This is a genomic window from Limnohabitans sp. DM1 (assembly GCF_001269385.1).
In the GTDB taxonomy this organism is placed as follows: Bacteria; Pseudomonadota; Gammaproteobacteria; order Burkholderiales; family Burkholderiaceae_C; genus Limnohabitans_A.
Genome location: NZ_CXOO01000022.1, coordinates 148,081 through 171,562, shown reverse-complemented (window position 1 = coordinate 171,562; position 23,482 = coordinate 148,081). Strand labels below are relative to the sequence as shown.

At 61.2% G+C, this 23,482-nt stretch carries 24 protein-coding genes; 19 read left to right on the top strand and 5 right to left on the bottom strand.

The features are described from left to right. Positions 1-41: 41 nt before the first annotated feature. Positions 42-611 (top strand): hypothetical protein, encoded by a 570-nt coding sequence (locus tag AMM33_RS08540; protein WP_194945339.1) that lies wholly within the window; start codon positions 42-44, stop codon positions 609-611. A 35-nt stretch (positions 612-646) separates the two neighbouring features. Here AMM33_RS08540 and AMM33_RS08535 read toward each other — a convergent pair whose 3' ends face one another. The 4 genes from AMM33_RS08535 to AMM33_RS08520 are packed head-to-tail and all read right to left on the bottom strand — an operon-like array spanning position 647 to position 3,268. Then, positions 647-1,345 (bottom strand): hypothetical protein, encoded by a 699-nt coding sequence (locus AMM33_RS08535; RefSeq protein ID WP_194945338.1) that lies wholly within the window; start codon positions 1,343-1,345, stop codon positions 647-649. A 5-nt stretch (positions 1,346-1,350) separates the two neighbouring features. Beyond that, complete coding sequence (locus AMM33_RS08530) at positions 1,351-1,875, bottom strand: hypothetical protein (protein WP_228768024.1); 525 nt, start codon at positions 1,873-1,875, stop codon at positions 1,351-1,353. Between the two features lie 23 nt (positions 1,876-1,898). Then, on the bottom strand, positions 1,899-2,510 hold the full coding sequence (locus tag AMM33_RS08525) for a hypothetical protein (protein ID WP_089952047.1): 612 nt from the start codon (positions 2,508-2,510) through the stop codon (positions 1,899-1,901). Further along, the gene (locus AMM33_RS08520) at positions 2,507-3,268 is read right to left on the bottom strand and encodes a hypothetical protein (protein ID WP_228768023.1); all 762 of its coding nucleotides are present in this window, start codon (positions 3,266-3,268) and stop codon (positions 2,507-2,509) included. Before AMM33_RS08520 ends, AMM33_RS08525 begins: the two co-directional genes overlap by 4 nt. 220 nt (positions 3,269-3,488) lie before the next feature. On the opposite strand from AMM33_RS08520, the gene AMM33_RS08515 reads away from it, so the two are divergent. Next, complete coding sequence (locus AMM33_RS08515; protein ID WP_194945337.1) at positions 3,489-4,721, top strand: MBL fold metallo-hydrolase; 1,233 nt, start codon at positions 3,489-3,491, stop codon at positions 4,719-4,721. Here the strand turns inward: AMM33_RS08515 and AMM33_RS08510 are convergent. Continuing rightward, positions 4,698-6,947, bottom strand: coding sequence for a sigma-54-dependent Fis family transcriptional regulator (locus AMM33_RS08510; protein WP_090140554.1), 2,250 nt, complete (start codon positions 6,945-6,947; stop codon positions 4,698-4,700). The two genes, AMM33_RS08515 and AMM33_RS08510, sit on opposite strands and share 24 nt — an antisense overlap. A 380-nt stretch (positions 6,948-7,327) precedes the next feature. On the opposite strand from AMM33_RS08510, the gene pedF reads away from it, so the two are divergent. From pedF to AMM33_RS08425, 17 genes are all read left to right on the top strand, one after another. Then, positions 7,328-7,816, top strand: coding sequence for a cytochrome c-550 PedF (gene pedF / locus AMM33_RS08505; protein WP_090140350.1), 489 nt, complete (start codon positions 7,328-7,330; stop codon positions 7,814-7,816). A gap of 175 nt (positions 7,817-7,991) precedes the next feature. Next, the gene (locus AMM33_RS08500; protein WP_090140348.1) at positions 7,992-8,894 is read left to right on the top strand and encodes a substrate-binding periplasmic protein; all 903 of its coding nucleotides are present in this window, start codon (positions 7,992-7,994) and stop codon (positions 8,892-8,894) included. Between the two features lie 335 nt (positions 8,895-9,229). Next, positions 9,230-10,513, top strand: coding sequence for a PQQ-dependent sugar dehydrogenase (locus AMM33_RS08495; protein ID WP_090140552.1), 1,284 nt, complete (start codon positions 9,230-9,232; stop codon positions 10,511-10,513). Between the two features lie 88 nt (positions 10,514-10,601). Further along, entirely contained in the window at positions 10,602-10,925 is a 324-nt protein-coding gene (locus AMM33_RS08490) for a c-type cytochrome (RefSeq protein ID WP_090140347.1), read from the top strand. A gap of 168 nt (positions 10,926-11,093) precedes the next feature. Continuing rightward, entirely contained in the window at positions 11,094-13,298 is a 2,205-nt protein-coding gene (locus tag AMM33_RS08485) for a TonB-dependent receptor family protein (protein WP_228768021.1), read from the top strand. 281 nt (positions 13,299-13,579) lie between these two features. Then, on the top strand, positions 13,580-15,100 hold the full coding sequence (gene adh / locus AMM33_RS08480) for an aldehyde dehydrogenase (RefSeq protein ID WP_090140345.1): 1,521 nt from the start codon (positions 13,580-13,582) through the stop codon (positions 15,098-15,100). Positions 15,101-15,173: 73 nt separating this feature from the next. Continuing rightward, positions 15,174-15,551, top strand: coding sequence for a DUF779 domain-containing protein (locus AMM33_RS08475; protein ID WP_090140549.1), 378 nt, complete (start codon positions 15,174-15,176; stop codon positions 15,549-15,551). Positions 15,552-15,645: 94 nt separating this feature from the next. Next, complete coding sequence (locus AMM33_RS08470) at positions 15,646-16,122, top strand: BLUF domain-containing protein (protein WP_090140343.1); 477 nt, start codon at positions 15,646-15,648, stop codon at positions 16,120-16,122. 8 nt (positions 16,123-16,130) lie between these two features. Further along, positions 16,131-16,496, top strand: coding sequence for a DUF2946 family protein (locus AMM33_RS08465; RefSeq protein WP_090140341.1), 366 nt, complete (start codon positions 16,131-16,133; stop codon positions 16,494-16,496). A 131-nt stretch (positions 16,497-16,627) separates the two neighbouring features. Beyond that, positions 16,628-17,095: a copper chaperone PCu(A)C gene (locus tag AMM33_RS08460; protein WP_090140339.1), complete on the top strand. Its 468-nt coding sequence runs from the start codon at positions 16,628-16,630 to the stop codon at positions 17,093-17,095. Positions 17,096-17,126: 31 nt separating this feature from the next. Then, the gene (locus AMM33_RS08455) at positions 17,127-17,525 is read left to right on the top strand and encodes a DUF2946 family protein (protein ID WP_090140337.1); all 399 of its coding nucleotides are present in this window, start codon (positions 17,127-17,129) and stop codon (positions 17,523-17,525) included. Positions 17,526-17,620: 95 nt separating this feature from the next. After that, on the top strand, positions 17,621-18,208 hold the full coding sequence (locus AMM33_RS08450) for a cyclic nucleotide-binding domain-containing protein (protein ID WP_194945336.1): 588 nt from the start codon (positions 17,621-17,623) through the stop codon (positions 18,206-18,208). Positions 18,209-18,217: 9 nt separating this feature from the next. After that, entirely contained in the window at positions 18,218-18,763 is a 546-nt protein-coding gene (locus tag AMM33_RS08445) for a copper chaperone PCu(A)C (protein ID WP_228768019.1), read from the top strand. A 20-nt stretch (positions 18,764-18,783) separates the two neighbouring features. Then, complete coding sequence (locus AMM33_RS08440) at positions 18,784-19,668, top strand: MbnP family copper-binding protein (protein ID WP_090140334.1); 885 nt, start codon at positions 18,784-18,786, stop codon at positions 19,666-19,668. A gap of 21 nt (positions 19,669-19,689) precedes the next feature. Then, entirely contained in the window at positions 19,690-20,838 is a 1,149-nt protein-coding gene (locus AMM33_RS08435) for a methanobactin export MATE transporter MbnM (RefSeq protein ID WP_090140333.1), read from the top strand. Between the two features lie 51 nt (positions 20,839-20,889). Then, a complete protein-coding gene (locus AMM33_RS08430) occupies positions 20,890-21,210 on the top strand; it encodes a DUF2946 family protein (protein ID WP_194945335.1) in 321 nt (106 codons plus the stop codon). A 95-nt stretch (positions 21,211-21,305) separates the two neighbouring features. Then, entirely contained in the window at positions 21,306-23,435 is a 2,130-nt protein-coding gene (locus AMM33_RS08425) for a TonB-dependent receptor family protein (protein WP_090140330.1), read from the top strand. The last annotated feature ends 47 nt before the right edge of the window (positions 23,436-23,482 follow it).

Below are 23,482 nucleotides of genomic sequence, written 5' to 3'. Positions count from 1 at the left end.
CCGGCCCCGGGATGGCCCGGGTCAACAGGGAGATCCAAAGCATGGCCAACAAGCGCCGCATGGCCTGGGGATTACTCGTGTGTGCCGGGGTGGGCATGCAGGTGTCCGTCCTGGCCTTTCCTGTACAGGGAGAAAAATTCCTGGTGGCAGAAACCCTCGATGGGCGACACACCCGCGTAGGCCGTGTGACGTTCACCCCGGCAGGGCTTGGACAGGCCACTGTGCGCGTGCACATGGACCCTGCCGTGATGCGGGACAACTTTTTGTCCATGCGCGAATTCAAGTGCTTGGCCGCCCCGCAAGAAGTGAGCTGCCATGTGCCTTATCCCTACGCCAGTCCGGCCACAGTGTCGGCGCAAAATTTGCTGTGGCTGGATCACCACCTGCTGTTTTTGTACAAAAAACCCGCTGACTTTGGTGCCAAGCTGTGGAACGGCATCATTTACCGCTGGCATTTGACGCCCACGGGCTTGGAAGGCCTGCCGCAGGCAGTCGACCTGAACCTGATCAGCGCGCCGCCAGACCGTCTGGATGTACCGCCCTATGGCCCGAACGACAGCGAGCCCTTTGCCCCCGATGCCCGTTGGATTCGGAAAATGCGCATTGAGTAAACAGGCACGCAGTGAACAGGCCCGCGTGTTGTGGTTCAGCGCACCCGCTCCGCCGTCAACGCCCCACCCGTCAAAAAACCCGCCAGCACTTTTTCTTCGCGGGTGAATTTGACCAGGCCCTGGCCTTGGCAGTACCACTCGTGGCTGGTCAGGGGCACGTCGGTGAAGCCGTTCACGGGGTCGGTGTAGAGGTTCAAAAAGGCTTCGCCCTTGACGTGCAGGCAGGGCGAGAGCACCTCGCCTGAGCGCAGTTTGACCTCCTCTTTGACGGACACGATGCGCCATGTCATGGTGGTTTTGTGGGTGTATTTGAGTTCGCGGGGGTATTCGTTTTTGCGCATCAGCAAATAGGGCACGGTGGGGTTGGTCCACTCGGTGTCCACCTGATACGGCGCTTTGAGCACCCACATGGGCGATTCGTCGGCCAGCGGTTCGCGGTCCATGTCGGTTTGGTGCGCGACGCGGCGCACGCCTTTTTCATTGACCTCTAAATAGTAGGCCACGCCTTGTGAATGGTGGCGCTGCATATAGCTTTTGCCTTGCCAGTCCACAGGGCCGCGTGTGCGCAAAGTCCAGACTTCGTCGTCGCGGGCCGATTCGGGGTTGTAGCGCACTTCGTAGCGGGTCACGTCACCTGAGCGCAGCGGAAACCAGACCGGCCCCGCATCCGGCGAACAGGCCGACAGGCCCAGCACACCCAGCAGTGATGCGGCACCCAAGTACAGAGTTTTCATGGCGTTCATTTTTCGGGCAGCTGCGCACGGGGCAGGTCGCTGAGTTTGATTTGCACCTTGTCGTCGTTGGCCGGGCGCAACCAAGGCAGGCCGCCTTGGCCGCGGCGCGGCTCGGTGGTGCCGATCTGGGTGTTGCCGTCGCGGGCTTTCTTGATGCCGTCGCCCAGGATGCGGTGCAAATCTTTTTCGTAGGGCAGGCGGTGCACGCGGGGCAGATCCAGCGCTTCGTGGTCTTTGATTTCATTGACCCAGATGTAGATCGCGCCGGGGTGGTGGCGTGCCGGGCTGGGCTCGTCAAACACGGCCGACAGCAGCACAAAGCGCGGCGGCAAGGCGTCGTCGGCCGGCCAGCCCGCAATGCCGCGCAGCACTTGGTTGTGGAACAGAAAAAAGCCACTGACCACGATGACCATGACCGCCTTGAGCAGCCAGTGCCAACGGGTGGCCAGGCACAGGCACAGCAGCAAAAAGGCCAGCAGGGCGTAGGCGATGGCCAGCCAGAGCAGTTCGGTGGTGGTGGTAGGGATCATGTGGGTTTTTCAGGGAGGGGTGTTCAGATGCCCGAGCGCATCACGATGGGTTTGGGGGCCGTGCTCACGTCCAGCACCTGGCCCTTGTCGTCAATCGAAAAGCGCACCAGGGTGCGCTCTTCGCCTTTGGCGCCGATTTGCTGGGTGCCGGTGAAGACGATTTCGGCCTGGGGGTTGATCTTGACCACGGTCACGGTGGCGTCCACGGGCAGTTGGTTGCGGCTTTCGTAATAGTGGGCGTTGACCACGTATTCGCCTGCCACCAGGCCGCGCAGGGTGACGATTTCTTGCCGGGCGGCGCTGGTCACGGTTTTGCCGTTGACCACCACCGAATTGTTTTTGTCGCCCCGGTCGTCGCGGTCCAGGTGCAGCATGCCCACATCGCGCTGGCGAAACCACAGCAGCTTGCCGCCGGGCTCCATCACCCAGGTGTCCAGGTCGTTGGGGTTTTCGTCGGGCCAGGACACGGTGATCATGAACTCGGCCTTGGCGGGCACGTCACCCGCTTTTTTGGCCTGCGGGTTGAAAGACAGCAACGCGATCACAAAGCAAAAGACGAAGGCGATCAACATGTTGAACAACATGTCGTAAAACGGGTCCGTCTCGGTGTCGCGGGTGCTGCGGCCAATGCTCATTCGGCTGCCCCGGTGCCTGCAGGCTGCATGGCCTGCGCCTCGCCCAGCGTCAAAATCTCGGCCACCAGGCCGTCGGCAAAGCGGTCAATGCGCATGAGTTGCAGGCCCAGCAAAATGTTGGCCGCCAGCCCGGTGATGGTGGTCAGCAGAGCAATGCCCAGCCCGCCGGTCAGGCTTTTGAGCATTTGCGCCGATTGCTGCGGGTCAAAGCCGTCCATGCGGCCCAGCTCCAGGGCCAGCACCGAAAAACCGATCACCTTGCCCAGCAAGCCCAGCTTGAGCTGGATGCCGTTGAGCCACCAGGCCATCTCTTGCGGGCCGTGCGCCCGGTCGCTCAGCACTTGCAGCAAGATGCTTTTGTCGGTGTGCGCATGGCCACGCGCTTGCAGGTAGTCGTGCGCCCAGCTGGCTTGTTCGGCCGTGGCCATGGCCCCACCGCTTTGCAGCGCCTGCCATTGCAAACCCAGCGCCCAGCAGCGCAGACCCGCCCAGACCGAGCAGCCGATGAACAGCAGCACGATGACGATGGTCAGGCCCGTGGGGTCGGCCTGCACCAAGCGGTGCCACAGGCCGTGTTGCCACATCACCGCTGCCCCAAACACCAGCAGGCCCATGAAGGCCAGCCACAGCAGGAACAGGCCTTGGGGCGCTTGCTCCAGCGACAGGCTGGGGCGGCCCAGCACCGGCAGGCGTTTGACCAGCAGGGCACCCCACATGCGTTGGTGCCATCGACTGGCCGAAGGGGCAAGAGCATTCATGCGGGGGTCCACTCCAAAAAATAAACGGGCTGGCATGGCAAGTGCTGCATGTGCGACCATGCCGGTGTCCACCGATCTGGTCGTTCAAACCATTGCCCCTCCTTTGTCACAGAGCAACAAAAGTGCCACCCATTCTGAACAACTTTCACCCGAAGAGCCGACACACGGGCGACCCGGGGGCCTGGACTTGTTCCAATATGGAGCAAGTGAGGGGGCGGGCTTGACACAAGTGTTGCGCGTGCGCTGTGCTCAGCTTCGCTGGATCGTGGGATGCAGCTTGGCTCTGCTGGCCTGGCCCACAGGGGCTGCACCGTGCACCGACCCGCCCGAGCTGGCTTGGCAGACGGTGTTGCCTGGGGTGGCGGTGGTGCATGGGCAGTGGCATGCGGTCACCGAAGATGGGCGCTCGCACGCGGCCACCACGGTGGTGCTGGGGCAAAACGCCGATGTGACAGTCATCGACCCCGGGCCGACCTATGGCGTTGGGCAGGCCTTGCAAAAAGACCTGAAATGCCGCCACCCCGCGTCGTCGGTCACGCGGCTGATCAACACCCATGCGCATGCCGAGCAAGTGCTGGCCAATGCGGCCTGGGTGCCTGAGGCATCGGCCGATGTGCCCCAAGTCGAAGCCGCAAAGCGCCGAGCTGCACCGGCTGTGCCCATGGGTGCGAGCGTGGACGTGGTTGTGGCCGCCACATTGGGCACTCAGCAAGCCATGCGCCAGCGCTGCCCCGATTGCCTGGCGGCCTTGCAGCACGATTTGGGCGAACAAGCCTCTCGCGGCAGCCGCATCGTGTTGCCCACCGAGGTGTTGCATGACGGGCAACTGGTGCAGGCCGGGGGGCGGTCTTGGCAGGTGCACGACATGCGCCATGCCCACACCGAAAGCGATTTGGTGCTGTGGTCGGCTCAAGAGGCTATTGTGCTGGCCGGTGGGCTGGTCGATGGCGATGTGCTGCCCGTGTTGGCCCAAGGCAGCGTGCAGGGCTGGCTGCATGCGCTGGCCCGCATGCGCGCATGGCAGCCGCAGTGGCTGGTGGGGCAGCACCTGGTGCGTGGCCCGGGGCAAGTGCAGGCGGCTTTGCTGCGTCAACAGCACTACCTGTGCAGTCTGGTGAGCTACGCCTGGCAGGGCCTGGAGCGGGGCTGGTCAGAGGCCGAGGCGGTGCAGCATGTGCCTTGGCCTGCGGCTTGGGAGGCTGGATCGCTGCAAGAAAGCCCTTCCCTTCAGAAGGCGGCGGGTCTGCCAACCAACGGTCAGCACAGGGGCGGACTTTCAGAGCCTGCTCAGCAGGCGAAGGCGCAGAGTGCCTGGAAAGCTCAGCAGCGCCAGCAGCATGCGTTCAACCAACTGCGCGCCTGGCGCGAGGTGGAGTTGAGCTGGCTGGAGCAAGCCGAGCGCCACAGCCCTTGGGCAAGCTGGTGTGCCTTAACCCCAGACGTCGGCCGGTAACTGCTCTTTTTTGCGGTAAATGGTGTTGCGCGATACCCCCAACAGCTTGGCTGCCGCTGACACATTGCCATGGCATTGGCGCAGCGCATCGGTCATGGCTTGCAGGGCCACGTCTTGCAGACGTGCGGTGTTTCCAGTGGGCGTTACGGCCACGGGACCCTCTGTGGCAGGGGCTTGTGCCACCCACACAGGTGTTGCGCTGGCACCGCCTGCAAGGCCTGAGGGCGCCGAAGCCGTGCTGCCGCTGACCACCGGGCCTGGCGCGAAAAAGCCGCGCTGGTGGGCTGATTGCAGCGCCTGCACATCGGCCGAGGGCGGCGCGGCGCATCCTGTCGCTTGGGGCATGCCCAATGCAGCCTCCTCGCAAGGCAATGGATCGGGTGTGCCCGCGCGGGTGATCTGCTGCACTTCGTCCAGAAAATCGTCGGGCAGGTGCTCGACCTCAATTTGGCCGCTGTGGCCCACCATGACCACGGCGGTGCGCAAGAGGTTGTGCAGCTGGCGGAAGTTGCCCGGCCAGCGGTATTGCTTGAACAGCGTCATGACGCCGGGCGACACGCTGATGTGCTGCTCTGGCGTGCACAGGTTGAACAGGATTTTGTTGGTCACCACCTCAAAGTCCGAGCGTTCGCGCAAGGCGGGCAGGCGCACCACCAGGCCGTTCAAGCGGTAGTACAGGTCTTCGCGGAACTGGCCCTGGGCGATCAGAGTTTTGAGGTTTTTATTGGTGGCGCAAATGAGCATCACGTCCACCTCGTATTCCTTGCCCGAGCCCAGCGGTGTGACCCGGCGCTCTTGCAGCACGCGCAGCAAACGCGCCTGCAGCTGGGTGGGCATGTCGCCGATTTCGTCCAGAAAGAGCGTGCCGCCGTGGGCCATCTGGATTTTGCCGGGTGCACCGCGCCGCTTGGCACCGGTGAACGCGCCTTCTTCGTAGCCAAAGAGTTCGGACTCGATCAGGGTTTCAGGAATGGAGGCGCAGTTGATCGACACAAAGGGCCGCCGCGCACGCGCCGAGTCGTTGTGGATGGCCTGCGCCAGGATGTCTTTGCCGGTACCCGTTTCACCCAGGATCATGATCGGGATGTCGCTGCCCTGCACGCGCTGCAGCTTGTGCAGCACGGCGGCCACTTGCGGGTCGCCAGTGTTCAGGTAGTGCAGGCTCGACAGGCTGGCCCGACCTGCCGCAGCCGCTGTGGTGGCGCGGGTGGCCGGGCTGGGGGCGGGGGGCTGCGACGCCTCGGTCTGTGGGCTTGGGGTGCTCGGGGGCGAAGGCTGGGCAGAAAACGCCTCTTGCATGCTGCTGAACCAGTGGCTGGTTTTCAGCCGGGCTTGGCAAAACACCTGCACGCCGTTGTGCATGCACAGGTTCACGGGCTGACCGGCTGCATGGCGCAGGCGGTCATGAAACTGGGAGATCGGCTGGTTGAACAGCGAGGAGAAGGTGTGGGCCTGCATGGCATTGACCGACAGACCCAGCTGGAACTGGGCGCTGCGGTTGGCCGACAGGAAACGCCCGTCCAGCGTGAAGACGATGATGCCTTCCACCAAGGTACTGAGAAATTCACACCGAGCATGAAAGTGAATGCGCATGGCGTCGGGAAACACATTGGCAAACATGTTGTTCTCGATCATCTGGGCCGACATGCGCACCAGGGCCATGGTGTGTTGGTGGTAGCTGCGCTGATCGCCCGTCACGTCCAATGCGCCCATGACCTTGCCATAGGGGTCAAAAATCGGGGTGCACGAGCAAGTCAGGAACTGATTGGCCTGCAAAAAGTGGTCATTGCCGTGCACGACCATGGGTTTTCCCTCGGTCAAGGCGGTGCCAATGGCGTTGGTGCCTTTGCTTTGCTCAGACCATTCCACGCCAGGCATCAGCGCCACGCGGGAGGCTTTTTCCAAAAAATCAGCATCGCCCAGCGAGTGCAAGATCAGCCCGTTGCTCGACGTCAGCAGCACCATGCTGTGCGTGTTGGCAATCTGCTCGTACAGGGTTTCCATGACGGGGCTGGCGTGCTGGTACAGCAGGCGGTTTTCATCACGGGCGTTGGCAATGTCCGGGGCTTGCAGCGGTGAGAAGTCGGGTTTTTCCGAGGCCTGTAACCCGAAAGAATGGCTGCGCCCGTGCGATTGCAGGATCGCGCTGCGGTGGTGGTCGCTGTCCAGCGCATACAGACCTTGGCCGTGGGCCGCGGTCGCTGCGCGTGCAGGCATGCTGAGCATGGTGTCTCCTAGGGGATCTATCACCGCCCAGGGGGCGCTGTAGATACCGTCTAATTCTTGTAGGTTGGCCGACTCAGTGGATTCGGTCGGAATGCCATGGTCGGGCCTGAAGCTTTCATTTTCTTGACGCAAGACAGCTCCCGGGGATCAAAGTGTATCGTTTTCGTACACATGCAAAACTTCGGCCAAGGGCAGTGCGCATGAAACCGCGGGTGAAACAGGGGTAATTCGTGAAAACTGTCACCATTTGCAACACCGCATGTGACAGGTGGCGCAATGGTTGTGCCATTCGTGACTGCAAGGGGCCGATGTGGCAGGTACAAACATGGCACGCAATTTGCCAAGTCCGAACATCCTCTTCAACTTCACGAGTTCATTTCATGAAAACCACCTCTTTGCGCCTTTTCTGCTTGCGAAACATTTTTTTGGCCGCGGCCATGGCGTTGATGGGCGCCTCTGCGTGGGCCCATGGCGATGTGACCCCCCAAGCAGTGGACACCAAAACCCTGCCCCAACTGGGCAGCAAGTGGCTGCCCAGCAACCCTTACAGCACAGGTCCTGCTGCCAAAGAGGCTTTGCGCATTGGCACCTCGGCCTACAACCAGAACTGCGCACGCTGCCACGGGCTGGAAGCCATTTCGGGCGGCATTGCCCCTGACTTGCGCAAAATGGATGCCGATTGCACGGGCATGGCCGATGCGCAAAAGAAAAGCGCCTGCCTGGCAGAGATGGACGAGTTTTATGTGGCCACCGTGCGCCGTGGCCGCACCCGCGACGGCCGCGTCTACATGCCCCCCTTTGAAGCGACTTTGAGCCAGGAAGCCATCTGGGCCATCCGCACCTATCTGGAAACACGCCGCGAAAATTAATCCATCCGCACGGTGAAGTCAGCCTGTAGGTCGGCGGCTTGAGTCCCGACAGACAGCCTGAACAGATGCCAGCGATGTCGGGAACGTGCCGACCTGCAACACGCAAGACGCGCTGCGCCCCATCCCTTGCAACCTTGATTCCCCTATTCCAAATCCACAAATTTCAGGAGACACCATGAACACCCCTTTGCAGCGCAGCCCCGAAGACACAGGTTTGTCGCGTCGCCAATGGCTGACCGGGGCCGCTGCGGCCTGCCTGGGCGGCGGCCTGGTCGCAGTGCCGGCGCAAGCGCAGGAGCTGTTTGACCTCGACAAAGTGCGGGCCAGCGGCATCCTTAAAGTGGCTTTGTACAAAGACAACGCGCCTTACTCTGACGGCAAGGGGCAAGACATGGAGGGTGTTGATGTGGCGCTGGCGCAGGCCCTGGCCACCGAAATGGGTCTCAAGTTGAGTTTGTTGCCCTTTGATGCCGGTGAAAAAATGAACGATGACCTACGCAACATGGTGTGGCGTGGTCACTACCTGGGCTATGGCCCGGCCGATGTGATGCTGCATGTGCCGGTGGACAAATTCCTCATGGTGGACAACCGCCAGGCCCTGATTTTTGCGCCCTATTCACGCGAAGTGCTGGTGGTGTTTCACGCCCTGGACCGTTTGCCCTCTCTCCAGTCGGGCATGGACTTGCAAGACCTCCCCTTGGCCGCTGAGCGTGGCAGCGGTGCGGCCAGCACCTTGATCGGTTTCAGCGGTGGGCGTTTGCGCTCGCAGGTCAAGATGTTCAATTCCGGCATCGAAGCCGCACACAGCGTGATCAAGGGTGAAGCCGCCGCCGCTTACGTGACCCGTGCCCAAGCCGAAACCGCTTTGCGCACTTCGGGGCGGCCACCTGCAGGCTTTGGCCTGACCCAGTTGACCTTGCCAGGCTTGGCCGATAACGGTTGGCCCATCGGCATGGCCGTCAAATCCGGCAACAAGCAACTGGCTCAGGCTCTGGAAAGTGCGCTGCAAAAAGTCCGCGCCGACGGCAGGCTGTTGGCCATGTACCGCGACCGGGGGCTGACCTTGGTGGCGCCTTGAACTCTTGAGTTCATCGGCAGTCGCGCTGGTGTCTGTCCCATGGGGTGAGCTCAAGCTTTACCCCAAAGATTGAGTCACTTTGCCTGGCAAACCAGGATGGGCAGCAAACTCGAAAAGTTGAGCGTCGCAGTACTTGTCAGTCTCGAATGAGACAAATATTTCGCACATTTTTTTCTGAAAAGGTCAAATTTTTTTCATCCCATAAACGGGTTTTTGAAGGGTTTATACCAAGGTTAAGGGGAGATCTTTGACCTAAATTGGAGCGTGCCAAGTCCCGGTCAAACGGGCTTTTCAAATGGCGTCAACCCATCGATTCCAAAGATCAACAACTGGAGATGAACGTGAAAATGACCCGACTCAGTGCTGCTTTGCTCGCAGCTGCCCTGGCCACTGGGGTGCATGCCCAGTCCGGCAAGGACAATCTCAACACGATGAAGCAGATGAAGGTCGCCACGACCGATCTGAACATCCCGGTGGTGCCGCAAACCGGCCGCAATGCCGACGCGATCCGCAACAACCTGAAAAAAATCAAGATGCCCGATGGCTTCAAGATCGAGTTGTTTGCCGTGGTGCCCGATGCGCGGCACATGGCCGTTGCACCTTCCACCAACATGCTGTTTGTGGGCACCCGCAAAACCACCGTGTGGGCCGTGACGGACCGCAACAGCGATGGCGTTGCCGACGAAGTGAAGTCGTTTGCGCCCTCGCTGAATTTCAAGGTACCCAATGGCGTGTGCTGGACCAAGGACGGCTTCCTGGTGGTGGCTGAACACAACCGCGTGCTGAACTTCCCGGCCGCTGAATTCTTCTACGAAGGCCCGGACGTGGCCGTGATCGAAGTGGTCCCACAGGGCAAGCTGATCCCGACCGAGCACGAGTCCTACAACCATGGCGCCCGCACCTGCCGAGTGGGTCCGGACGGCAAGCTGTATGTGACACTGGGTCAGCCTTTCAACGTGCAGCCGCGCGAGAAGGTGGATGAGTTCAACAAATTGGGCATTGGCGGCATCGTGCGCATGGACCCCTTTGATGGCAGCGGCCGCGAGGTCTTCAGCATCGGCATGCGCAACTCGGTGGGCCAGGACTTCAACCCCAAGGACGGCACTTTGTGGTGGACCGATAACCAGACCGACGGTTTGGGCAACGACATCCCGCCCGGTGAGTTGAACCGCTCCACCAAGAAGGGCGAGCATTTCGGTTATCCCTACTGGAACGGCAAATTCAAAGTGGCCGGCTCTGCCGCTGCGCCTGACCTGAAGGACATGAAAGAGCCCGCCAATGCGGTGTTCCCCCAGATCGAATTCCCAGCGCACCAAGCGCAGCTGGGCATGACCTTTTACACAGGCAAGCAATTCCCGGCCAAGTACCGTGGTGGCATTTTTGTCGCCTCGCATGGTTCGTGGAACCGCAGCCCCGCCAGCGGTGCGCTCATCAACTTTGTCTCGCTCAAAGCTGATGGCACTGCCGACAAGTCCGAGGTGTTTGCCGAAGGCTGGTTGAGCCCTGAAACCGGCACCTACATCGGTCGTCCGGTCGATGTGGCCGTCATGAAAGATGGCTCCATGCTGATCTCTGACGACTTTGTGGGCGCGATTTACCGCGTGACCTACGGCAACTGATGCCGTGAACGATGAAGGCACCCGCGCTCTGCGGGTGCCTTTTTTTCAAAGAGCGAAAAGGTTGAAGATGTTTTCAGCAAAAGCAAGAATGTTTCAGGGGCTGGGTGTGGTGCTGGCCCTGTGCTCGGGTCTGACTTTTCAGGCCCAGGCGGCTGATGCCAAAGCCGGACAGGTCAAGGCGGGCATGTGTGTGACCTGTCATGGTGCCATGGGTTTGTCCACCATGCCCAACGCGCCGCACTTGGCCGGACAACCCGCCATCTACATCGAAGAGCAACTCAAGCAATACCGCAGTGGCAAACGTGCCAATGAAGTCATGGCGGTCATGGCCAAGCCGTTGACCGACAAAGAAATTGAAAATCTGGCCGCTTGGTACGCCTCGATTCCGATCGAAGTGGGTCAACCCCGTTGAGGCGTTAGAGTCCGCTGGCATATTTCATGCGTACAGGCATGCGATGTCTTTTCTGTCACAAAAGAGGACAAAAGCCATGGCGGCCAAGGCCTCCCAGCTTGGAACACACCATTTCGAGACCGCGAAATGGTGGCATTGAGTACCCAACCCACTGAACACCACACGATCATGAATGCAGTACACATGAGTTATTCACCAAGCCGAGCAACGCAACGGACTTCTTCTGCCCAGCTGGCCCCCGTGGCCTGGGCCATCGCCCTGTTGTGCGCCGCTGGCGCTCAAGCGCAGACAGCGCCCCAGGCAGCGAAGCTGTCCGACGCTGGGGCCTTGTCCCCCGTGGTCGTCACTGCCGAGCGCTCAAGCGGTGGGGTTTGGCGTGGCGCGTCCTCGGTTGAAGTGGTCGAGGGCGATGAGCTTCGCGAGGGACAAGCGCAGATCAACCTGTCTGAAGGTTTGGGCCGCGTGCCGGGTTTGGTGATCCGCAATCGGCAAAACTACGCGCAAGACCTGCAAATATCGGTGCGCGGCTACGGCGCTCGCGCTACCTTTGGCGTGCGCGGTGTGCGTCTGTTTGTGGACGGCATCCCGGCCAGCGCCCCTGATGGGTCAGGCCAGGCCGCGAACTTCCCGCTGGGCAGCGCTGACCGGGTCGAAGTGGTGCGTGGCCCCATGGCGGCGCTTTATGGTTCATCGTCGGGCGGTGCTTTGTTGCTCTACACCGAAGACGGCCAGCAGCCCGCGCAGTGGCGCACGGGCGTGGTGGCAGGCTCTGACGGCTTGTGGCGCGCCTCCACCCAAATTACAGGCCAGACCGGCACACCGCAGGCTCCGGGCTGGTCGTATGCGCTGGACGTGAGCGGCTTTGCCACCGACGGCACGCGCCCGCAGTCGGCGGCTGACCGCAGCACGGCCAACATGAAACTCTCGCGTCCGCATGAAGGCGGGCGCACGGTGCTGGTGTTCAACCGCCACAGCAGCTCGGCGCTGGACCCACAAGGCCTCAGCCGCGCCGAGTTCGACGCCAACCCAGACCAAACCAATGCGGGGGCGCTCAGCTTCAACACTCGCAAAACCGTCTCGCAGACCCAGCTGGGCCTGGCCTTTGAGCAAGCGTTGGGCGGTGGCCATAAGCTGGAGCTGATGGGCTATGGCGGCCAGCGCCAGGTCGTGCAGTACCAGTCCATCACCACGGGCGCGCAAGTGCCCGCAGGCAGCTCGGGCGGGGTGATCGATCTGGACCGCGACTACTGGGGCTGGAACGCCCGCTGGCGGCATGACCGCGACTGGCAAGGCGGTCGACTGTCGCTCAGCGCGGGCCTGGCATCCGACCACCAAAGTGACAAGCGCAAAGGCTACGAGAACTTCGTGGGCAGCGCGCTGGGCGTGCAAGGCAAGCTGCGCCGCGACGAAGTCAACCGCGCCCAAACGCTGGACCCGTACCTGCAAGTCGAGTGGCGCACACAAGACCTCACGCTCATGGGCGGCGTGCGCCAGACCCGCACCGAATACGAATCCACCGACCGTTACATCGTGGGCACCAACCGTGACGACAGTGGCAGCAAGGACTACACAGCCACCTTGCCCGTGGTCGGTGTGCGTTGGCAGTGGAGCCCATCCGTGCAGGCCTTCGCCAGCATCGGCAAGGGTTATGAAATCCCCACGCTCAACGAAGTGGCTTACCGCAGCGGTGGCGTCTCTGGCTTCAATACTGAACTCAACGCCGCCCGCAGCACCAGCGCCGAGCTGGGCCTGCGTGGTCGCGCAGAAAAGCTGCGCTGGAGCGCAACGGCCTTTGACATCCGCACCGACGACGAGATCGTGGTGCAAAACAACACGGGCGGGCGCACCACGTTCCAGAACGCCGGTCGCACCCTGCGCCAAGGCCTGGAGCTTGCGGGCGAATGGCGCACAGGCCCCGTGACGCTGACCACGGCCTACACCTGGATGCGGGCGAACTACCAGGACGCGTTTTTGACCTGCACCACGGCGGGCTGCCCCAACGCGACCCCGCAGGTGCAAGTGCCGCAAGGCAACCAGATCCCGGGCCTGCCCAAGCAGCAGCTGTTTGCGCAAGCGGCTTGGGACACGGGCTGGGCGGGCAGTCGGGTGACGCTGGAGGCGCGGCATGTGGGGCGGGTGATGGTCAATGACCTGAACACCGATGCGGCGGCGGCGCACACCTTGTTCAACCTGGGTGTGCAGTTCAAGCAAGAGCGGGGGGACTGGACACTCAAGGAGTTTGTGCGGTTGGACAACCTGAGCGATCAAAAGCATGCGGGCTCGGTGATCGTGAACGATGGCAACGGTCGTTTCTTTGAGCCGGGTGCAGGGCGCAAGCTGCTGCTGGGGCTGGAGGCGCAGCGCCGCTTCTGAGTGACCGCTAAACAGATCTTTTCAAAGGCCCTTCGGGGCCTTTTTGTATGGGTTCGTTGGTAGGGCGGTAGTGGGACTGCGTGCATGAGACCTATGAAGTCATTTGCCGTACCACTTTGACGCAGTGTCACAAAGGCTTGACCTCCAGCGACCAAGTTGACCTGAAAAGTTGCTTCAGTCTGATGCACAAGCATGGGTTTGGAATTCATTTTGGTGTTGGCACGGATGCTGCAAAAAGGATTGCACGTCAAACAAGACGTTCATCTTTTCAGGAGACCCTCATGATTTACGCAGCACCCGGCGCCGCTGGCGCCAAAGTTCAATACAAAGCTCGCTATGACAACTTCATTGGCGGCCAATTTGTGGCCCCGGTCGAAGGCCAATACTTCGATGTGATCACGCCCATCAGCGGCAAGGTGTACACACAAGCGGCGCGCTCAGACGCCGCCGACATCGAGCTGGCGCTGGACGCCGCGCACGCCGCCGCAGACGCTTGGGGCAAGACCGATGCCGCCACCCGCGCCAACATCTTGCTGAAAATTGCCGACCGCATTGAAGCCAATCTGGAAATGTTGGCGTACGCCGAAACCGTGGACAACGGCAAGGCCATTCGCGAAACACTCAACGCCGACATCCCACTGACGGTGGACCACTTCCGTTACTTCGCCGGTTGCCTGCGTGCGCAAGAAGGCGCACTGTCCAACATCGACGAGAACACTGTGGCTTATCACTTCCAGGAACCCCTGGGCGTGGTCGGTCAGATCATTCCTTGGAACTTCCCCATCTTGATGGCGGCCTGGAAACTGGCCCCCGCCATTGGTGCGGGCAACTGTGTGGTGCTCAAGCCCGCCGAGTCCACCCCCATCTCCATCATGATCATGGCTGAGTTGATCGCCGACTTGTTGCCTCCTGGTGTGCTCAACATCGTCAACGGTTTTGGCCGCGAAGCCGGCATGCCACTGGCCACCAGCAAGCGCATCGCCAAGATCGCGTTCACAGGTTCGACCTCCACAGGTCGTGTGATCGCCCAAGCCGCTGCCAACAACCTGATCCCCGCCACGCTGGAACTCGGCGGCAAGTCGCCCAACATTTTCTTTGCCGACATCATGGACAAAGACGATGGTTTCCTCGACAAAGCCATCGAAGGTTTGGTGCTGTTCGCCTTCAACCAAGGCGAGGTCTGCACCTGCCCATCGCGTGCCTTGATCCAGGAAAGCATCTACGAAAAGTTCATGGAGCGTGTCTTGAAGCGCGTGGCCGCCATCCAGCACCAAAACCCACTCGACACCGACAGCATGATGGGCGCACAAGCGTCCAAAGAGCAGCTGACCAAAATCTTGTCTTACCTGGACTTGGGCAAGCAAGAAGGCGCTGAAGTCTTGGCCGGTGGCGAACAAGCCCATTTGGGTGGTGACTTGGAAGGCGGCTACTACGTCCAGCCCACCTTGTTCAAAGGCCACAACAAAATGCGCATCTTCCAAGAAGAGATCTTTGGCCCCGTGTTGGCCGTGACCACCTTCAAGGACGAAGCCGAAGCACTGGAAATCGCCAACGACACCTTGTACGGTTTGGGCGCTGGCGTGTGGAGCCGCAATGGCAACGTCGCCTACCGCATGGGCCGCGCCATCAAGGCCGGTCGTGTGTGGACCAACTGCTACCACGCTTACCCCGCACACGCCGCATTCGGTGGCTACAAAGAGTCCGGCATCGGCCGCGAAACCCACAAGGTCATGCTCGACCACTACCAACAAACCAAAAACCTCTTGGTCAGCTACAGCGAGAACAAGCTGGGCTTCTTCTGATCGATTGAATCGGTCATCCTCACAGGGGCGGAGCGATCCGCCCCTTTTTGTCTTGGCATGTCAGGAGATGAACATGGTTGAACGTGTGGTGGTCACGCCCGAAGCGCTGGCCTTGATCGATGAACTCAAAGCCCAATACGGCGAGCTGATGTTTCACCAAAGCGGCGGCTGTTGTGACAACAGCGCGGCCAATTGTTATTTGCCCACCGACCTCACGATCGGGCCTTATGACGTGTTGTTGGGTCATGTGGGCAGCGTGCCGTTTTACATCAGCAAATCGCAGTACGAGTATTGGAAGCACACCCAGTTGATTCTGGATGTGATTGAAGGCTCGGGCGGTACCTTCTCGCTGGAAGGCAACACCGGCAAAGCGTTTCACACCCGTTCGCGCCTGTTCACCGACGAAGAGTGGGCCGCCATCGAGCCGCAGGTGTTGCGCGATTTGGCCTGATGACGGGGCGTGGGGGCAAACCCTCAAGGATGGCTTTTTGTAAGGCAGGCATCAAGACCGTCGACAAAAATACCCGGTTGGTCTTGGAGCCCGTATGTTGGAACGCTTGGTTTATCGCTCAAAAGCCACCCACAAATTGGGCAGCTTGCATTTGTTCAATTTGCTGGTGCAATGCCGCAAGCGCAACCTGAGCTTGGGCATCACGGGGCATTTGCTCTACAACGAGGAAATCTTTGTTCAGTGCATCGAAGGCCCCTCTGGCTCGATCGATGCATTGTGGAAAAGCCTCCTGCGTGATGAGCGGCATCACAACGTAGAACTGCTAGGGCGAGGCCCCATCACTGATCGGCAGTTTGCAGATTGGGCCATGGCCTTTTCTTCTTATGCGCACTTCGATAAATACGACATTCCCGGGTTTTTCCCGGTGGATGCCCAAGGTATGACCCGTGAGGTTGATCGTTGCGCACAGTGGGCAAGCCAACAATCACCAGGCGAAAAGTCGATACAGACATCTGAAGAGACAGGTGCATTGACCGGGTGTGCCCAAAGCCCTCAGCCTTCGATGCCATAATTCTTCCTATGTTCAGTCTGCAATCCCTGCGCAACGCCCCCCACCTCACCCGCCTCGTGCTGGTGTGGTTTGCGTTGTTTGTGGGGGTGGCCGTGGCTTCGCCGCTGGTCAACCCCGAGGGCGTGCAACTGGTGTGCACCACAGCGGGCAGCGTCAAGCTGCTCCAGCTCGATGCCGATGGCGAGGAAGCGCAAAGCAGCCACCAAGGCCTGCACTGCCCCTTGTGTTTGCCGGTGGCCGCGCCCCCGGTGGTGTCTGTTTCAGCGCCAGTTCATGCCGGGCTGTCTTATGCGCTGCGTCCCCTAGAGCAGGCCCGGCTGGCCTCGCTCATCGGCCTGCCTTGGCAGGCCCGCGCTCCCCCCTCATTTTCTTGATCACGGCAGCTGTTTGACGGCCAAGTGCGGCGTGTCCGCATGGTCCAGTCCACCTGCCCGCGATCCGATGGGCTTGCTTTCAAGCGCCGCCACACCCTTTCCCCTCGTGTCTTTTTTAACTGGAGTTCGCCATGAAACGCGTTGTTGTCTCTTTTGCCGTCCTGATGTCGGCCTTTGCTGCCCAAGCCCAAGTCACCGTGAAGGACGCTTGGGTGCGTGCCACCGTGGCACAACAAAAGGCCACGGGCGCTTTCATGCAGCTGCAGTCGGCGCAAGACGCCAAACTGATCTCGGCCCAGTCGCCAGTGGCGGGTGTGGTTGAGGTGCACGAAATGGCCATGGACGGCGGCGTCATGAAAATGCGTGCAGTGCCCAGCCTGGCCTTGCCCGCTGGCAAAGCGGTCGACCTCAAGCCCGGCGGCTACCACGTCATGCTGATGGATCTGAAAGGTCAGGTCAAAGACGGTGACACCGTGCCCGTGACCCTGGTGGTCGAAGGCCAAGACGGCAAGCGCCAGAACATCGAGATCAAGGCCTCTGCCCGCATGGCCGCCGCACCTGCCATGAAGCATGGCGACGGCAAGATGCACAAGCATTGAGCGGACGGCTTGACCCTCGACTGATCCTTCCATGACCTGGACTTCTGCCCAACTGCGCAGGCTCAGCCTGTGGCTGATGTGCGCGATGCTGCTGGCGGCTTTGGCCCCCACGGTCTCGCGTGCGCGGGCCTGGAGCCAGGGCAGCGCCGTGCCATGGATGGCGGTGTGCACCACCGAGGGCACACCACAGACGGCGCTTAACCAACAGGGCAATACACAGAGCGACGAAGGTTCTGTGCCGGGTGCGTCCATGCTCGACCATTGCGCTTTGTGCGTGCTGGCCAGCGACCGCATGGCGCCGCCGCCCACCCCCTTGTCGTGGCAGGCTTTGCCACAAGCGCCGCCCTTGTTGACGCAGTTTGATCCACACATTCCTCAGGCCGTCCCCCGCTGGACGGTCCACTCCCGCGCCCCGCCTGCCCACGCCTGAAGTCAGCCGTGGCAGGTCGGGCACATGCCCGCCTGCTGTTTGCCGGGTGCCTGTTTTCAAGCAGGTGCACTGGCCGATTCAGTCTGGAGCAGAGTGTGCAATTTTTAAACCAAATTCCGGTGGGTGAACCCATCAGTGTGAGCCGAGGCCAAAGCTTGTTGACCGCAGGCGGTGTCGGCCCCGTTTGGCGCGTGACCCAAGGTGTTTTCAAGCTGGAGCGCAAGGGCCAAGACGGCCAAATTCTGGTGCAACTGGCCCAAGCCGGTGACCTGATCGGCGTGGAGTCCCTGTGCGCCGAGCCTTATGCCTTCACGGCCGTGGCCTTGGTGGCCGCGCAAGCGCTGCCCCATGCGGTCAGCCAAGACCTGGACCGCTACACCACCATGACGCAAGGCTTCATGCAGCAGCAACGCCAGACCTGCGACATGCACCGTTTGCGCACCGGCCCCATCGTGCAGCGCCTGGCCTATTTGTTGACGGTGTTGGGCAAGCAGGCCGATGGCCGTGTGTTGACCGTGCAGCGCAAAGAACTGCCCACACTCAAGGAAATGGCCCGCGTGGTCGACTCCACCTTCGAGACGGTGTGCCGCGAACTCAACACTTTGCTGCCCGAACGCAAGCAGCCTCGCCTGCGCGTGCCCAGTGTGTGGGCGGTGGGCCAGCCCTTTGCCATGGCGGCCTGAAAGCAAGGCATGCAACAGGTAATTTTCAAGTTCTGGCAAAGCGCTCAAAAAACCGGCTTTGGCCTGGGCTTTGTGACGGGTGGCTTGTTCATGGGGCTGGTCGCCCTGGCGCTGTTGGGCATGGGCTCTGCCCAAGCGCACGACTTTCGCCAAGGCGATGTGGTCATGGACCACCCCTACGCCACGCCCAGCATGGCAGGTACCACCACAGGCGCGGTGTATTTCAAATCCATCCGCAACAAAGGAAAAACGCCTGACCGCCTGCTGTCGGCTCGCACCGCTGTGGCCGCGCGGGTCGAAATCCACCAGATGCAGATGGACGGCAATGTCATGCGCATGCGCCGAGTGCCTGCGCTGGAGTTGCCCGCGCAAACCGAAGTGTCCTTGCGGCACGGCGGCGCAGGCACGCACCACCTGATGCTGCTGGACATGGCCAAACCCCTCCAAGACGGTGACCGCTTCGATCTGGAACTGGTCTTTGAAAAAGCAGGCACCCGGCGTGTGAACGTCTGGGTGCAAACACCGCGTGCAGGTGCACCTGCGCACGCGCATTGATTTTTGAACTGGAGAACACGATGAAAAATCTTTTCACCCTGACGGCAGTGGCCTTGACCCTGAGCGCCTGCAACACCCTGCCCAGCCCATCCACTTCCCAAGCTGTTGAGCTGAAATTTGCCGCCCAAATCAACGGCCAGCCCTTTGCCTGCGGCCAGCGTTACGAAGGCGTGGGCAGCACGCGTTCGACCATCACGCCCAGCGACTTTCGCATGTACGTGAGCGAGGTCAAGCTGGTGCGCCAAGACGGCAGCACCGTGCCCGTGCAACTCGCGCAAGACGGCGTGTGGCAACAGCAATCGGTGGCGCTGCTGGACTTTGAAAACGGCGCAGGCCCTTGCCGCAATGGCTCAGAAGCCACCAACACCAGCGTGCGCGGCCAAGTGCCAGCGGGCGATTACACCGGGGTGGAACTCACCGTGGGCGTGCCCTTTGCACAAAACCACCAAGACCCCACGGTCGCCCCTGCGCCGCTCAACTCCACAGCCATGTTCTGGAACTGGCAAGGCGGCTACAAGTTCATCAAGTTCGACACCGCCAGCAGTGGCATCAGCACAGACAAACCCGCAGCAGCCAACGCCATGGGCCCGGTCACCCGTTACTCGGTGCACCTGGGCAGCACGGCATGCGCGGGCGAGAGCAAAACCCAGGCCCCCAGCGCTTGCCAAAACCCCAACCGCATGACGGTGCGTTTCGATGGCTTTGACCTGCGCAAAAACACCGTGGTGGCCGACATGGGCGCGGTGCTGGCACAGGCCAATGTGGACGTCAACGCCAAAGGCACATCGCCCGGCTGCATGAGCTTCCCCAAAGACGGCGACTGCCCACCTGTGATGCAGGCGCTGGGCCTGGCCTATGACGGCGTGGCCGCTGCAGGCCCTCAACGCCTTTTGTCCAAGCGCTGATCTGCACACCAGAGCTCGGCCATGAACCCTTTGCGCAAAACCCTGAGCACCTGCCTGCTGGCCTTGGCTGGCTGGGCTGTGCTCACGGGCAGTTCCACAGACGTTTTTCATTGGGACCTGCCAGCCTGGGTGCCGCGCCCCGTGGTGCCCACAGACAACCCGATGAGTGCGGCCAAGGTCGAGCTGGGGCGGCACCTGTTTTACGACCAACGCCTGTCGGCTGACAGCAGCATGTCGTGCGCCACCTGCCACCACCAGGACAAAGCCTTCACCGATGGACTGGCCGTGGCCAAGGGCGTGACCGGGCAAGCGGGTCAACGCAGTGCCATGGCGCTGGCCAATGTGGCCTATCTGCCTGTGCTGACATGGGCCAACCCCAAGCTCACGGCTTTGGAGGTGCAGGCGCTCATTCCGCTGTTTGGCGAGCACCCGGTCGAGATGGGCATGGCAGGGCGAGAGAAAGAACTGTTTGCACGCCTGCAAGCCGATGCGCGTTACCGCGACTTGTTTGCCAAAGCCTTTCCGGTCGAAGCCGAAAAAGGCAGCGAGGCTTTGTATTCGCTGGGTACGCTGACCAAAGCCTTGGCCAGTTTTCAGCGCAGCCTGCTCTCGTTTGACAGCCCGTATGACCGCTACAAATACGGCGGCCAGCCCAAGGCCATCTCTGTAGCGGCCAAGCGCGGAGAAAGCCTGTTCTTTGGCGAAAAGATGGAGTGCTATCACTGCCACGGCAGCTTCACCTTCACCGACAACATCCGCCACTGCAAGCTGCCATTGGCCGAGCGCGGCTTTCATAACACGGGCTTGCACAACCTGGATGGCCGGGGTGCTTACCCCGCAGACAACCCGGGCATCAGCGAGTTCACGGGCGACGCCGATGACATGGGCAAGTTCCGCACGCCCAGCCTGCGCAACATTGCGCTGACTGCGCCCTTCATGCACGACGGCTCCATCGCCACGCTCGACCAAGTCATCCGTGCCCACTACGCGCAGGCTGGCCGCGCAGGTGGTACGACCAACGGGCCCAGCCCCTTGCGCAGTTCATTGATCGGGGGCTTCGAGGTCAGCGAGCAAGAAGTCAGCGACCTGGTCGCTTTCTTGAACACCTTGACCGACCACACCTTTGTTCACAACCCTCGCCACGCCAATCCCTGGCCTGCCAGTCGCTGAGGCATGGACATGCACCGTTCACACCCCTTCTTTCACTCGCTGAGTCGCCTCGTGCTGATTTGGTACGTGCTGTTTGTGGGTGTTTCGGTGTTGGCCGCCACGTTGCAGCCCAAAACCATGGACGTGGTGTGTTCCGCCATGGGCATCATGAAGGTGGTGGTGCAAGGCGAGGGTGAAGCCCCACCGCTGACCAGCAACATGGACTGCCCGCTGTGCGCCCACGCCACACCCGCCCTGCCACCGCCCACGGTGGCCGCTTTGGCCCATGTGCCAGATGCACGCGCGTACATCGTGCAAGCCTTGCCCGAGGCGCTGTTGCTGGTCCGCACCGCGCCGCCACTGCCTTCTCGCGGGCCGCCTGTTTTCAATTGATCCACGCCCCGCACGCTGAACACCCTTGGGTGCTTGGTGTCTGTTGTTGCCCTTGGCCTGAATGGCCGATGGCGACCGATCGATTGAAAACTGTCATGAAAAATTCCCTCTCTCTTTCTCCTTTGTCTGTGGCTGTGTTCGGCCTCTTGGCCAGCTTGAGTGCCGCTGCGGTGGCCCAAACCGCGCCTGCGCTGGACACCATCGTGGTGTCGGGCTCACGCTCTGAAACCAAATTGTCCGAAACCCCCGTGTCCATTGGGGCCGTCAGCCGCGCCCAGTGGGATGCCGACAAGCCCAAGTCGGTGGGCGAGATCATCAACCGCATTCCCGGCGTGCATTGGAACGATCTGGGCAATGAGCAGCACAGCATGGCCATTCGCCAGCCCATCAGCACCAATGCGGTCTACCAGTACCTGGAAGACGGCATTCCGATCCGTCCCTTGGGTGTGTTCAACCACAACGCCCTGAACGAAAACAACATGAACGGCTCGGGCGGTGTTGAGGTGGTCAAAGGGGCGGCCTCGTCGCTGTACGGCAGCAACGCGGTGGGTGGCGCAGTCAACTTTTTGACGCAACGTCCTTCACGCACACCCACAGGCTATGTGGGCATTCGCCACGACCACACCGATGGCTTTACCCGTGTGGATTCGGGTGCGAGCAACACCTGGGGTGATTTGGGTCTGCGGTTTTCGCACTACAGCTCACAACGCGACACCCACAACTGGCAGCAGTACAGCGGCGGCAAAAAAGACTCTTTCACACTGCGTGGCGACTACAACCTTAGCGACAAGTCCTGGTTGCGTGCCTCGCTGGTGCACACCAATCTGGACTCGGATACGCCCGGCAGCTTGTTTGAAAACGACTTCCGCGGCAACCCCGGCAAAAGCATCAACACCTTCACCTGGCGCAAAGACAAAACCACCCGTGCCAACCTGGCTTGGGAAGGCGAAACCACGCAAGGTGGCTTGACCACGGTGACGCTGTTTGCCCGCAACAACGACCACGGTCAGTTGCCCAACTACACCATCTCGGGTTGCGCGGGTGCCACCTGCAAGGGCACCTTGAACAACAACCACGTTGAGTCTCTGGGCGTGGACGTGAAGCACGAGCAAAAGCTCGACTGGCTGCGTGCCCGCTTGGTCACAGGCGTCTACATTGACCGCAGCCAAAACGACTATGTGTCGGACAACTTGGCCGTGGTGCGCGATGTACCCACCGGTCGTTATGTCAGCTACACCTTGAACAGCGTGGCCAACCCCAGCGGTGTGCGCAACTACGGCGCGGGCATTGCCAACGATGCGCTATTTGCACAACTGGAGTTCAGCCCCAGCGAGCAAATCCGTGTGGTGGCCGGTGGCCGTTATGACAGAATTCGCTACGACTTCAAGAACAACCTGACGCCAGGGGCCAACTACGGTGCCGCCAACGAGGTGCGCAGCTTTGCCAAGTTCAGCCCCAAGCTGGGCGCGACTTACGCCATCAGCCCCACGAGCAGTCTGTACAGCAACCTGAGCATGGGCTTCACACCGCCTGAGGTCAGTCAGCTGTACGGCAAAACCGCCATTCCAGAGTTGAACTCGGCTACGTATGACAACGTCGAAGTGGGCTGGCGTGCCTTGTTGGCCTCGGGCATTCGCCTCGATTCGGCCTTGTACCAACTCAGCGGCAAGGACACCATCGTGTCTTACACCTCGGAGATTGGCAACAGCTTCAACAAGAACGCGGGCAACACCCGCAGCCGAGGCCTGGAGCTGAGCCTGAACCAAGAGTTGCGTGAATGGGATTGGCGCGTGGGCGCGACTTGGGCCGAGCACACTTTTGTGAGCTACCGCGTGAGCGACAAAGTGGGCGCCATCGAAGACTACTCGGGCAAAGACATGCCACAGGCACCCAACCACACCATCACCGCCCAAGTTGGCTGGAAGTTCACACCGACTTCGCGCGTGGCTTTGGGCTTGGTCAAGCAAGGCAGCTACTGGATGAACAACGCCAACACGGTGCGTTACGCGGGCCACACCCTGCTCAACCTGACGGCCAGCCACAAGCTCACCGATGGCTGGGAAGTCTGGGGCCAGGTGCGCAACCTGCTGGACAAGCTGTACTCGGACAATGCGTCGAGCCGCTACATCTCTGGCACTTACAGCCCCAACACGCAAAACACCTACGCAGCAGGTGCGCCGCGCAGCGTGATGGTGGGTTTGACCAAATCTTTTGGTCAACGTTGACGTGCAGTTTGGCTGGCGATGATGGGTTAAAAGCAACCAGGACTTCG